This is a genomic window from Mycobacterium vicinigordonae (genome assembly GCF_013466425.1).
GTDB lineage: Bacteria > Actinomycetota > Actinomycetes > Mycobacteriales > Mycobacteriaceae > Mycobacterium > Mycobacterium vicinigordonae.
In genome coordinates this window covers 2,561,760-2,574,646 of record NZ_CP059165.1, presented here as the reverse complement: position 1 = coordinate 2,574,646, position 12,887 = coordinate 2,561,760, and the positions used below count along the sequence as shown (strand labels likewise).

Annotated in this window: 9 protein-coding genes and 1 pseudogene; 2 read left to right on the top strand and 8 right to left on the bottom strand. The window is 66.9% G+C overall.

Annotated elements, in window-relative coordinates; genetic code table 11:
* Positions 1-135 precede the first annotated feature (135 nt).
* Entirely contained in the window at positions 136-1,341 is a 1,206-nt protein-coding gene (locus H0P51_RS11890) for a serine hydrolase domain-containing protein (protein WP_180918227.1), read from the top strand.
* Between the two features lie 21 nt (positions 1,342-1,362).
* Positions 1,363-2,610, top strand: coding sequence for an FAD-dependent monooxygenase (locus H0P51_RS11885; protein ID WP_180918226.1), 1,248 nt, complete (start codon positions 1,363-1,365; stop codon positions 2,608-2,610).
* Here H0P51_RS11885 and H0P51_RS11880 read toward each other — a convergent pair.
* The 8 genes and pseudogenes from H0P51_RS11880 to H0P51_RS11845 form a co-directional block, all read right to left on the bottom strand.
* Complete coding sequence (locus tag H0P51_RS11880; protein ID WP_180918225.1) at positions 2,577-5,270, bottom strand: fumarate reductase/succinate dehydrogenase flavoprotein subunit; 2,694 nt, start codon at positions 5,268-5,270, stop codon at positions 2,577-2,579. The two genes, H0P51_RS11885 and H0P51_RS11880, sit on opposite strands and share 34 nt — an antisense overlap.
* Positions 5,267-6,019, bottom strand: coding sequence for an ABC transporter ATP-binding protein (locus tag H0P51_RS11875; RefSeq protein WP_246398570.1), 753 nt, complete (start codon positions 6,017-6,019; stop codon positions 5,267-5,269). The genes H0P51_RS11880 and H0P51_RS11875 overlap by 4 nt, the downstream gene beginning before the upstream one ends.
* Positions 6,016-6,870: an ABC transporter permease gene (locus tag H0P51_RS11870; protein WP_180918224.1), complete on the bottom strand. Its 855-nt coding sequence runs from the start codon at positions 6,868-6,870 to the stop codon at positions 6,016-6,018. Before H0P51_RS11870 ends, H0P51_RS11875 begins: the two co-directional genes overlap by 4 nt.
* Positions 6,867-8,252 (bottom strand): ABC transporter substrate-binding protein, encoded by a 1,386-nt coding sequence (locus tag H0P51_RS11865; protein ID WP_180918223.1) that lies wholly within the window; start codon positions 8,250-8,252, stop codon positions 6,867-6,869. The genes H0P51_RS11870 and H0P51_RS11865 overlap by 4 nt, the downstream gene beginning before the upstream one ends.
* A gap of 8 nt (positions 8,253-8,260) precedes the next feature.
* The gene (locus H0P51_RS11860; RefSeq protein WP_180918222.1) at positions 8,261-8,491 is read right to left on the bottom strand and encodes a 4Fe-4S dicluster domain-containing protein; all 231 of its coding nucleotides are present in this window, start codon (positions 8,489-8,491) and stop codon (positions 8,261-8,263) included.
* Positions 8,488-9,225 (bottom strand): GntR family transcriptional regulator, encoded by a 738-nt coding sequence (locus tag H0P51_RS11855; RefSeq protein ID WP_180918221.1) that lies wholly within the window; start codon positions 9,223-9,225, stop codon positions 8,488-8,490. The genes H0P51_RS11860 and H0P51_RS11855 overlap by 4 nt, the downstream gene beginning before the upstream one ends.
* Positions 9,226-9,520: 295 nt before the next feature.
* Positions 9,521-12,259: pseudogene (locus H0P51_RS11850) on the bottom strand (aminotransferase class I/II-fold pyridoxal phosphate-dependent enzyme); the annotation flags it as partial.
* Positions 12,260-12,385: 126 nt separating this feature from the next.
* Positions 12,386-12,817, bottom strand: a complete 432-nt coding sequence (locus H0P51_RS11845; protein ID WP_180918219.1) for a GreA/GreB family elongation factor — start codon at positions 12,815-12,817, stop codon at positions 12,386-12,388.
* Positions 12,818-12,887: the final 70 nt, after the last annotated feature.

The following is a 12,887-nucleotide window of genomic DNA, read 5'->3' as shown; positions in this document are numbered from 1 at the left end:
CGTGCTGCAAACCGTTTCGCAGAAGTCACTTTCACAGGCCTGACCAGGCCGAAGGGCACTCGATCCGTTCCTGGCGGAGGCGTCAATTCCTAGCGCATACGCCGCGACGACGAAGCGAGCGGCTAACCTACCCGGGTGAATCTCGACGGCAATCAGGCAACCATCCGCGAGGTCTGCGACGCCGGTCTGCTCGCCGGAGCGGTGACGGTGGTCTGGCAGCGCGGAAAACTGTTGCAAGTCAACGAAATCGGCTACCGCGATGTCGAGGCGGGGCTGCCGATGCAGCGCGACACGCTGTTTCGCATCGCCTCGATGACCAAACCTGTCACCGTCGCGGCAGTAATGAGCCTGGTCGACGAGGGCAAGCTGACGCTGACCGATCCGGTGTCGCGGTGGGCGCCAGAACTCGCCGACCTGCGGGTGCTGGACGACCCGCACGGCCCGCTGGACCACACGCATCCCGCCCGGCGACCGATCCTGATCCAGGATCTGCTCACCCACACCAGCGGGCTGGCCTACGGGTTCTCAGTGGGCGGCCCGATCGGCAGGTCCTACCTGCGGCTGCCGTTCAACCAGGGTTCCGACGTATGGCTCGCCGAACTTGCCGCCCTGCCGCTGGTCCATCAGCCCGGCGAGAAGGTGACCTACAGCCACGCCATCGACGTGCTGGGGGTCGTCTTGTCCCGCATTGAGGACAAGCCGCTCCATCAGGTCTTCGACGAGCGCGTGCTGGGTCCGGCCGGCATGCCCGACACCGGCTTCTTCGTGACACCGCAGGCACGTTCCCGCGCGGCCACCATGTATCGGCACGACGAGAACGACCGGCTGCGGCACGACGTGATGGGCCCACCGCAGGTCAAGCCGCCGTCGTTCTGCAACGCCGGCGGCGGGCTGTGGTCGACCGCCGACGACTACCTGCGGTTCGTGCGGATGCTGCTCGGCGACGGATCGATCGACGGGGTGCGGGTGCTGTCGCCAGAGTCGGTGCGGCTGATGCGCACCGACCGGCTGACCGAGGAGCAGAAGCGGCACAACTTCCTCGGCTCGCCGTACTGGGTCGGCCGCGGATTCGGATTGAACCTGTCAGTGGTGACCGATCCGGCCAAGGCCACGCCGCTGTTCGGGCCCGGCGGGCTGGGAACGTTCAGCTGGCCCGGCGCCTATGGGACATGGTGGCAGGCTGACCCGACCGCAGACCTGATCCTGATGTACCTGATCCAGTACTGCCCCGACCTGACTGTCAACGCGGCCGCCGCGGTGGCCGGCAACCCGACCCTGGCCCGGCTACGCACCGCCCAACCCCGATTCGTCCGGCACACCTACCGCGCACTGGGACTGTAGAACCGTTTTAGGCTAGGAGCCGTGGCCAAACCGACCGTCCTGATCAGCGGTGCCGGGATAGCCGGACCCGCGCTCGCATTCTGGTTGAGCCGCGCCGGGTACCGCGTGGTGGTGGTCGAAGTCGCCGACGGGATCCGTCCCGGCGGGCAGACCGTGGATCTACGAGGCGCCGGGCGCACGGTGATCGAACGGATGGGCCTGCTGGAACAGATGCGGGCCCGCAGCCTGGCCCAGCGTGGGGTCGCCTGGGTCAAGACCGACGGCAGCCGTCGGGCCGAGATGCCAGTGACCGCCTTCCACGGAAACGGTCTGGTCAGCCAGCTGGAAATCCTGCGCGGCGACCTGGTCGATGTGCTCTACCAGGCCAGCTGCCGGGCGACCGGGGTCGAGTACCGGTTTGGCACCCGCATCACCGCCCTGACCCAGCCCGATCTTCCGGCGCACGGGCCGGCGCAGGCGAGCTTGACGGACGGCACCACGGTGACCGCCGACCTGGTCGTCGGTGCCGATGGCCCACACTCGGCGGTCCGGCGGCTGGCCTTCGGGCCGGAGGAAGAATTCGTCAAGCCGCTGGGCGGCTACCACGGCTGGTTTACCGCCCCCGACACCGTCGGTCTGGATGGCTGGTTTTTGATCTATCAGGCGCCGGGCGGGCTGCTCGCCTCGATGCGGCCCTCGCACGACCCGGCAACAGCCAAGGCCGGCTTGGCTTTTCAATCCCCACCCCTGCAGTACGACCGGCGCGACCTGGAGGCTCAGCGCGAGCTGTTGGCTTCGCGGTTCGCCGGCGCAGGATGGCAATGCGACGCGCTGGTGAACGCCGCCCGGGCGGCCGATGACTTTTACTTCGACGCGTTCGACCAGGTGCACATGGCTACCTGGTCACGGGGGCGCGTCACGCTGGTCGGCGATGCCGGCTATTGCGCGTCCCCGCTCAGTGGGATGGGCACCACCCTGGCGCTGGTCGGGGCTCACGTCCTGGCCGGCGAATTGGGCCCAGCTGTCGACTTCGACGCCGGGCGGTTGGCCGCCGCACTGAATCGCTATGCCGCAGTGCTGCGGCCCTTCGTCGACCGGTGCCAGACGATGGGCAACACCGTCGAACGCTACGCACCCAAGTCGGCCGCCGACATCGCCTTGACTGCCATGGCGATGAAATACATGCAGCGCCGGCCGTTTCGCCGCTTCGCCGAACGCAAGTGGTTCGCGACCGGCGACGCGGTTGAATTGCCCGACTATCCGGCCATGTCCAGCGCCAACCGGGCGTAAGCCCGCACGTCGGCATCGTTGTCCTTCAACGCAATTCGCAGCGCATGCCGGGCCGCGCTCTGATCGGCCCAGCGAGTCAGGCTGAGCACGGCCGCCTTTCGCACGTCCAGATGCGCGTCGCCGAGCGCATCGGCCAACCGCGGCACCGCGAACTCCGCATCGGCACCCGCCAGGCCCCGGGCGGCACCTTCACGCTCCTGCCAGGCAGGCGCTCGCAGAGCCTGCTCGATATACACCAAATCCTCTGTGCTGCAACCGATTTTTCCGATAGCCGCCAGGGCCGCGGCGCGCACCAGCGGGTCGGGATCGCCGACCAGCCGGGCGGCGGCCCGGCCGGTGCCTGGACATTCGCGCAGCGTCGCCAGCCCGGCGGCCGCGGCGATGCGAACCTCGCGGTTCTCGTCGTCAATGGCCTCGATCACGCCCGCAGCGTCGTCCACCGATACCAGAGCGCGCACCGCCTCGATGCGCACCCGATGATCGTCGTCGCCGAGGGCGCGGCGGTATAGCTCGGGCTCGCCGGCCCGCCGCGAGGCCAGCAGGTACACCGCGGCCGCCCGCACCACCCGGTCCGGAGAACCCAGGTGTGCGCGGGCGTCCGCCGGGTCGGGCAACACCTCGACGAGTTCCCGGACGCCCTCGGCGGCCGTAAGGCGCACCGAGGCGTCGACGTCATCCAACGCGGCCAACAAGGCCGAGCCGTACCCGTCGGGAGTGTGCTCGGTCAGCGTGGCCACCGCGGTGCGCCGCACCCCGGGGTCGAGGTCGGCCAGGTAAGGCTGCAACTCGCTGGTCGCGGGCACCTCCAACGCCAGCACCTCGGCGATGCGTGGCGACGGTGACTCGACCGCAGGCGCCGCGCCGATCCGCGACCGGGTAGTGGCCGGCGCCTGGCCGCCGACCAGCGCGGGTTCCTGCACGTCGAGCACCCGCTGATCGGCCGGCGGCAGCCCTTCGAGTTCAGGCACCGACACGAAATAAGGCGCCACAGGGCGCTTGCGGAACAACATGCCGCCGCCGGGACCCTTGCACAGGTTGAGGTGATAGCCCCACTGGCTGTCGTCGCGGCCGGGCAGGTCGGCGCGGTCGTGGTAGAGGCCCCAACGCGACTCGGTCCGGGTCAGCGAGGACCGGGCGGCCATCTCGGCGCAGTCGCGGATGAACGAAACCTCAACCGCACGCATCAGCTCGTGGGGGGTGCGCGCACCCATAGTGGCGATCTCGTCACGCATCCGGTCGAAAGTGCGCACTGCGATGGACAGCTTGGCCGCCGACTTCGGCGGCGCCACATAGTCGTTGACGAAGCGCCGCAGCTTGTACTCCACTTGTGGCTGCGGCGGCCCGTCGGGATGGCGCAGCGGACGGTAGATCAGCTCATGCGCTTCGCGTAGTTGGTCAACCGGAAGTTCTTGCGGTGCAGCTACTTTCAGGGCTAGGCTGGCGGCATCGGCGCCGGCCAGGTCACCGAAGACGAACGCCCCGATCATGTAGTTGTGCGGCACGCACGCAAGGTCCCCGGCCGCGTAGAGGCCCGGCACCGTGGTCCGGGCATGCTCATCGACCCACACCCCGGACGCCGAATGCCCGCTGCACAAGCCGATTTCGGAGATGTGCATCTCAATGTCATGGGTGCGGTAGTCGTGGCCGCGGTTGGCGTGGAAGGTGCCACGGGTGGGCCGTTCAGTGGTGTGCAGGATGTTCTCCAGCGCGGTCAACGTCTCGTCAGGCAGGTGCGACACCTTCAGGTAGATGGGTCCGCGGGCAGAGTCGATCTCGCTCTTCACCTCGGCCATCATCTGACCCGACCAATAGTCGGAGTCCACGAACCGCTCGCCATCGGCGTTGACCTGATAGCCACCGAACGGGTTGGCCACGTAGGCGCAGGCCGGGCCGTTGTAGTCCTTGATCAGCGGGTTGACCTGGAAGCACTCGATGCCGGACAGCTCCGCCCCGGCGTGATACGCCATCGAATAGCCGTCCCCGGCGTTGGTCGGGTTCTCGTACGTGCCGTACAGATACCCCGAAGCGGGCAGCCCGAGCCGCCCGCACGCACCCGTCGCCAGGACCACCGCCTTGGCACCGACGGCAACGAATTGGCCGGTGCGGGTGTGCAACGCGGCGGCGCCGACGGCCCGGCCGTCTTGAACCAGGACCCGGACCGGCATCAGGCGGTTCTCGATGCGGATCTTCTCCCGCATGGAGCGCTGCCGCAGCACCCGGTAGAGGGCCTTCTTGACATCTTTGCCCTCGGGCATCGGCAGCACATACGAGCCGGAGCGGTGCACGCGGCGTACCGCATACTCGCCGTGTTCGTCCTTCTCGAACTTGACCCCATAGCGCTCCAGCCGCTGGACCATGGCAAAGCCGCGGGTAGCGGTCTGATAGACGGTGCGCTGGTTGACGATTCCGTCGTTGGCCCGGGTGATCTCGGCGACATAGTCCTCGGGTTCGGCCTTACCCGGTATGACGGCGTTGTTCACCCCGTCCATGCCCATCGCCAACGCGCCCGAGTGCCGAACGTGCGCCTTTTCCAGCAACAGCACCTGGGCACCGTGTTCGGCCGCCGTCAGCGCCGCCATGGTGCCGGCGGTGCCGCCGCCGATGACCAGCACGTCGCAGTCCAGCCGCAACTGCGGTTCGAAGTCCGGGATCTGCATCATGCTGCCACCGCCGAATGACCTAGCGCGGCGATGATTTCGGCGCGCAGTGCCGGACGTGGCTTGTCCACGCGCGGCTCGGGCACCTCGATCACCGCGCGCAAGGGTTGTCCGGCCTTGCCCAGCACCGCGATTCGGTCGCCTAGCAGCAGCGCCTCATCAACATCGTGGGTGACGAACACCACGGTGGTGGGGTGCACACCCCAGGTGTCGACCAGCAGCTTCTGCATGGCGGAGCGAGTTTGGGTGTCCAACGCCCCGAACGGCTCATCCATCATCACCGCCCGCGGCGCCCCGGCCAGACCGCGGGCCAGTTGGACGCGCTGTCGCATGCCGCCGGACAGGCTCTTGGGCAGGTACTCGCCGAAGCCGCTGAGCCCGAGTTCGGTGATCCACCTTTCGGCCTGCGCCCGCCGGCCGGCCCGCGGCACTCCGCGCAGCCGCAGTGCGAGTTCGATGTTGGATCGCACGGTGCGCCAAGGCAACAGCGCGTTGTCCTGGAAGACCATGCCGCGGTCACCCGAGGTGGTAGTGACCTCCTGGCCGTCGGCCAGCACCCGCCCAGTTTCGGGCCGCAGCAGCCCCGCCACCGCGCGCAGCACGGTCGACTTGCCGCAACCCGACGGCCCGGTCAGCACCAGGATCTCGCCCGGGCGTACCGCCAGGCTCAGCCCCTCAATGACCGGAACTCCGGTGTAGGACAGCCGAACCCGATCCAGCTCCAGACCCATCGCATGACTAACCGGGGTCATCGCCGTTCCTCCTCTGCCCGTGGCAGCCAGCGCGTCACCCGCCGGCCGATGAGTTCCACCCCTGCCGCAGTGACGAAGCCCAGCACGCCGATCGTGATGATCCCGACGAACACCTGCGGGTAGGCCAGCACCGTGTAGTCCTGCCAGGTGCGGTATCCGACCCCGAGCCGGCCGGAGATCATCTCCGCGGAGATCACACAGATCCACGCCACTCCCATGCCCACCGAGAGTCCCCCGAACACGCCGGGCAGGATGCCGGGCAGCACCACCTGGGTTAGTACCTCCCAGCGGCGGCCACCCAGGGTGCGCACCGAGTCCTCCCACAGCGTGGGCAACGCACGTACGGCGTGCCGGGTGCTGACCATGATCGGGAAGAAGGCCGCCAGGAACGTGATGAACACGATCCCGGCTTCGTCGGTGGGAAACAGCAGGATCGCCACCGGCACCATCGCGATGGCAGGAATGGGCCGGGCCAGCTCGGTCAGCGGGCCGATGGTGTCGGCGAACAATCGTGAACGCCCGAGCAGTACCCCGGTCGCGATGCCGATGACCGCGGCGATGCCGAATCCGGTCAGAATGCGCAGCAAGGATTGCGCCAGGTCCAGCCAGTACTCGTTGGTATGCAGCCGGCGACTCGCCGCATGCATGATCTCGGTGACGGTCGGCAGCGTGTCGAACCGCAGGCCCCACCGCACCTTCCCAGCGGTGAGCAGCTGCCACAACCCGATCGCCGCGGCCACCGATGCCAGCCGCAGCAGCCGCGACCCCCACGGCGAGCGCGTTCGTCGGGCCGTCACGAAAACGGGTGCGGGAACCGCACCGACCACCCTGTCGGTCAACTCGGCCGTCATAGCGAACCTCCCAGTGCCTGTTGGTAACTCAGCGTCGTGGCGCCGGGATGAGCCGCCAGATAGCGTCGCGCCCCAGCTACCGTGCCGAATGGGCGGTAGGCGGCGCCGTCGCGCACCCACACCGCCTTGTCGGCGAACCAGCGGGTGCCCAGTTCGGCGTCGGGCACATAGGCGGCGCGCACTTTGGCCCCACGGGAAGTTGCTTCCCGGACCGCCTGCAGCAGGGCGGTCGGATCGGCCGCCGGTTGCGTCGCAGCGGTTCCGTCCAACCACAGTTCACTGGCCAGTCCGGGATCCCCGCCGAGCGCCGACGGATTCGTCGTCCGCTGGCGCGCCGCGGCGTAGTCCAGCCCGCGGGCGCCGAACACCGCGCGTAGCGGCTCCTCCTGCACGAACCCGTCGATGTCGACGTCGGCGAAGTCACCGATCGACTTCAGGTACGGCACATCACCTTTGAGCGCCTCGACCAGCGACGGCTTCAGCGTGGTGTCGAACGACGTACCGCCAGGCCCGTTGTAGAGGTACACAACCTCCTGCGGCAGCCCGCTGGCCTCGGCGACGATCCGGGCAGCCTCCAGCGGTTCGGTGTTGAGGAAGTCCGTAGCGTCCAGTTGTGCCTGCAGGAACGCAGCCAGCACCTCGGGGTGGGCAGCCGCATAGGCCCGCCGCGCCACTACACCGTGCAGGGTCGGCACATCCAGCTCGGCACCGTCGTAGAGCAACTTGCCCTTATTCTGGTAGACCAGCAGGCCCGGCCACGCGACAAACTGCGAAAGCGCCTGCACCTGACCTGATTCCAGGGCCGAGGCGCCCACCTGGGGCTGCTGGTTGAGTACGTCGACTCCGGAGACCGAGCCCTTGGCCAACGCACGCATCAAGGTTCCGTGGCCGGCCGAACCCACCGAGGCCGAGACCTTCGCGCCGGACAAGTCAGCCAGCGTAGTGGCAGTCGAATCCGGTTTAACCACAACCATGTTCAGAGCGCCTTTGGGGTTGTACCCGGTGACCGACACCAACTCGGTGCGTGCCCGTGGATTTGTCTGCGTCTTGGTCCCGTTGATCAGCAGGGGGTAATCCCCCATCGAGCCGATGTCGATCTTCTCGGCCAGCATTTGCGCGGTGATCGGGGCCCCGGTGTCGTAGTCCTGCCAGCGCACCGCGTATCGGGTACCGGTGCGGGCGGTGATGTCGGCCAGCCGATGCTCCAGGTAGCCCTGGGCACGCAGCAAGGTGCCCGCTGTGACGGTGTTGATGGTCTTGGACTGGTAGCCGATGACGACGTTGACCACCCCGGCGGACTGATCCATCGATTCCAGCGAGCAGCCGGAGGCCAAGGTCGCCGCCGCCATCACTACCGATGCGAGCGCGGCACGGATTTTCATCGGCGGTCCTAGCGGAGTAGATAGGGCATGTTGACGGTGACGGCGCCGGTGGGGCAGCGCGCCGCACACGGCCCGCAGTACCAGCATTCGTCGACGTGCATAAATGCCTTGCCCGTTTCGGGGTTGATCGCCAACGCGTCCAGCGGACAGACTTCAACGCACAGCGTGCAGCCGTCGATACATAGCGACTCGTCGATGGTGACCGGCACATCGGCGCGGTTGTTGCTGACCAGTGTCATGGCTTACTCCTAATCAGATTGCCGCGCATGGTGATTCGGTCGCCACGCATCCGGATGTACTCCAGGTCGACAGGCCGGCCGTCGTCGAGGCTGGTGAGCCGCTCGAGCATGAGCAGCGGTACCCCGTCCGGTACCTGTAGGGTGGCCGCCGAATGGGCGTCGGCGGGAATGGCCTCTAGCGCCAAAGTCGCCGAACCCAGGACCTGCCCGCTGACTTGTTCGATGAGCGCGAAGATGTCGTCGGTCTCCAGCCGATGCTTGAGCACCTCGGCACCAATGTCGGGGGCCAGGTAGGTCAGGTCGAGGCTGAGCGGAAGGTTGCCCAGGAAACGCAACCGTTCGACGAACACCGCCTTTGCCCCGGGTTCCAGCCGCAACCGGTGGGCCACCGAGGGCGGTGCCACGACCGTCATCGCGACGCGGACTTCGTTACGGACCTCACCGTCGTTCTTGAACGTCTCCTTCAGTCCCAGCAGGGCGTCCAAGCCATGTGCGTACTTCCGTTGTGCGACATGGGTTCCCACTTTGGGCCCGCGGTCGATCAGCCCTTCGTTCTTCAGTATGCCGAGCGCCTCGCGAATGGTGTTGCGCGACACCAGGAATTCGGCGGCCAGCTCGCTTTCGGCCGGTAAGCCATAGGCGTAGGCGCCGACGTGAATCTGCTGACGCAACACGTCGGCGGTCCGCCGCGCCCGGTCGGCGCGGGCGCCCTGGATCGGTACTGCTTCGGCCACGACGCCACGCTAATGCAGGTCAGCAGCACATTCTGGGGACGCGAAGGAGGTCTGCGGCGTCGCCGCGCATTGCGCCAGGCACCGGTACCCGCTGCTCGGCCACGACCAGCCAAAACCGCGAACCACCGAGCCATTGCGCCACCGGGCGCGTCAGCTCAAACTTCCGATCCCGCTGAGCGTAACGGCCGCGCCGGCCAGACAGCTGCGTTCAGTTCACCGGCACGGTGTGCTCGTTTGCCACCAGCGCCTGTTCGGCCGCAGTGGCCGGGCCGGATCCGTTGCCGTTGGTGCTGGCGCTGGCCACCGCACTGCGCTTGGCCTCCAGCCGGGCCAGGGCCTCCTGAGTAAATACCGACAACCCGAGATCGTGGTTGTAGCCGTGGATTTCCTTGACGTCGAGCTGGGCCAGGAAGTAGATAATCTCCTTGGACACCACCTGGCCGGGGACCAGCACGGGGAATCCGGGCGGATAGGGCACCACAAAAGTGGTAGACACCAACGTCTTTCCCTCGGCGAGCCGGCGCCCGGCCGTGCCGATCAACACGTACTCGCGGTCGGACTCCTCGTACCCGGCGTAAAACGCTGACCGGGTATCACCGTAGGTGGTCGCCCCCTCCGGCCGGAACGCGACGTCGAACTCGCTGAAGTCAGGCAGGTGCGGCAGATCCTCGGTGATCTCCTCGACCCGGCGCTCGTGCAGCGCCCAGTCGGCTGCGCTGGCGGCCATTTTCGCCCGGTCGAAGTCGGTGGCCACCCGGCGCAGCACATCGAGCAGGTGGTGCACGCTCGACCAGGTCACCCCGATAGTGAAGATGAGCAGCACGCTGTTGATCGACGTCTTATTGATCTGGATGCCGAACCGGTCCATCAGAATCTTCTCGCGGAAGTCGTAGCCGTTCATCCCGGTCTTGCCCAGAAACAGCGTGACCCGGGTGGGGTCCAACACGAATTGGTCGGACCGCCAGGCCTCGTTCCACTCGTCGAGGGCGCCCTGCCGGACCTCCCGATACGAGCTGACGTGGGAAGCCCGGTAGTCCTCGGGCACCAGGTCGGACTCGTCGAGGATGCGGAACCACTTGCTGATCAGCCGGTCTTTGCGGACCCGGTGACGGAACACCAGGGCCATGTCGTAGACCTGGCGGACCAGCTGGAAACCCTCGATGTCGACCTGCCGGCGAGCCAGGTCGAGCGAAGCGAGCAGCTGCTGGTTCGGCGAGGTCGAGGTGTGCGTCAGGAACGCCTCCCCGAATGCGTCGCGGGCACGTGCGTTGAAGTCCTGGTCGCGGACGTGGATCATCGACGCCTGCCGAAACGCCGACAATGACTTGTGCGTGGAGTGCGTCGCGTACACCCGCACCCGAGCCCGATCGGGATCCGGCAGCAGCTTGCGGTCGACCCATTCCGAGCGGGGCACTCCCTCCATCGAGGCTTGCCAGTTGCGGTATTCCTCACGATATTCCGGGGAAGCCAAGCGTTGCTCGAGGTGTTCGGCCGACACCATCGCGGTGCGCTGCCGGGCCCACGGGACGGCGGTGGCAAATGCGTACCAAGCCTCGTCCCAGAGGAAGCAGATGTCCGGCTTGATCGCCAGCACCTCCTCCATCACCTGCCGCGGGTTGTAGACGACTCCGTCGAAAATGCAGTTGGTGAGCAACAGCATGCGCACCTTGTCCAGCTGCCCTGCCGCCTCAAGGTCCAGCAGCGCTTTTTTGATGGTGCTCAGCGGCACCGCCCCGTAGATGGCGAACTGCGGCAACGGATAGGCGTCCAGATACAACGGGTAGGCGCCGGCCAGCACCAGGCCATAGTGGTGAGACTTATGGCAGTTGCGGTCGATAAGCACGATGTCGCCGGGCCGGGTCAGCGACTGCACGACGATCTTGTTGGCCGTGGAGGTCCCGTTGGTGACGAAGTAGGTGTGGTTGGCGTTCCAGGTGATGGCCGCCTTGTCCATCGCCTTCTTGATGTTGCCGTGCGGATCCAGCAGCGAATCGAGTCCACCGGAGGTGGTCGAAGTCTCAGCCATGAAGATGTTGCGGCCGTAGAACTCGCCCATGTCCTGCAGCGACTTCGAGTTGAAGATGGAAGCGCCGCGGGCGACGGGCAGCGCGTGGAACTGGCCTACCGGCGCCGAGGCGTAGGCCCGCAACGCATCGAAGAACGGCGTGGAGAACCGGTTTCGCAGCCCGGCGATCACCGTGCTGTACAAGTCGGTGACGTCGTTGAGCCGGTAGAAGGTGCGGTCGTAAACATCGGGCTCGTCGTCGCTGCCTGCCGCAATCGACTCATCGGTAAGCAGGTACAGGTCGATATGCGGACGCAACTCGCGGATCCATTCGCCGCACTCGACCCAATCGTGCGCACGGTCGGACACCGGAGTGTCGTCGTTGGCACCCAGCAGCGTGGTCATCAACGGCACCCGGTCGCGCGAACGCAGCGGCAGGTCGTGGCGGATGATTGCGGCCTGGATCTCACCGTTGAGCGCCACCGCGGTGATCGCATCCTCGACACTGGGAGCCACCAGGATCTCAAACTGGATGTCCTCGGAGGGGTTGTGCAGCGCGCGCAGGCTTTCCAGGAGTGAATCCGGTGAGTTGTGCGGGGAGTCGTCGGCCAGCAACACCGTGTAGAACTGCTGCTGCTTGGCCTGCGCCACCAACTCCTGGTCGGCCAGCGGCGCGGAAATGTCGAATAGCGCAGTCCGGTCGCCGTATTCGGACAACAGCCGCACAGCCAACGACACTTCCTCGGCGAGTCGCACGGTGGACAAGCTCTCCAGATGGGCGCGGAACGTCGCCAGGTTCCCCGCACCGGGATACAGCCAGTAGCGCTCATAGGCGCCGATGCGGTCCATCAGCCGCTTCACCTTGGCCAGGTCGTGCGTCTTGTCATACCCGGCCAGGTCGACCTCGGCCAGGTGGCGGCAGGCGTCGTCGAGCAGGTTCCAGGTGTCGATGCGCGTGTACGACGGGTTGGCTACGGCGGCCAGCGCGGACACTCGGAGTCGTCGCGTATAGCCGCTGTTTCGGTTCATGTCGTCACCTGTCTTCGGTAGCGCCAGCGTTACAGCTGATCCCATGCCACAGTAGAGGTCGGCGGGCCGGGATCGGAACCGAACCGCGCCTGTTGGCAAGCGACATCGGGCGCCGCGACGGCGATTTCAGGCCGAAAGGTCCGCCACATGCACGCCGTACGGGACGGCGGCGAGCAGGGTAACAGTCAAGGTGGTGCCGCTGGGCAGGCGGTAGGTCCGCTGCTCGCCGGGGGACGCACCGACGAGCGCGGCGCCCAGCGGAGAACGGGTCGAGTAGACCTCGACGTCACCGTGCTCGGCGCCGCGGACCCCCAGCAGGAACGTCTCGATGTCGCCGCTGTCCTCGAAGCGGACGGTGACCACCATGCCGGGCTCGGCGATCCCGTCGTCGGGCGGATCGTCGCCCACGATAGCGTCGAGCATCAGGTCGTGAATGCGCTGAATCTGCATCGACACCTCGTCCGCGTCCGCGGCCGACCCCATCAGCCGACGCAGGCCGGACAACTTCTGTTGCAGCCGCTCATATGCCTGTCGTGACATCCAGGTGGGTGCGGTCATGCGCTGCTCCTCTCGTTAAAGCTGTTCGACATCAACGATTTTGGTCAAGGGTGTCGTCAGGGACGGGCCC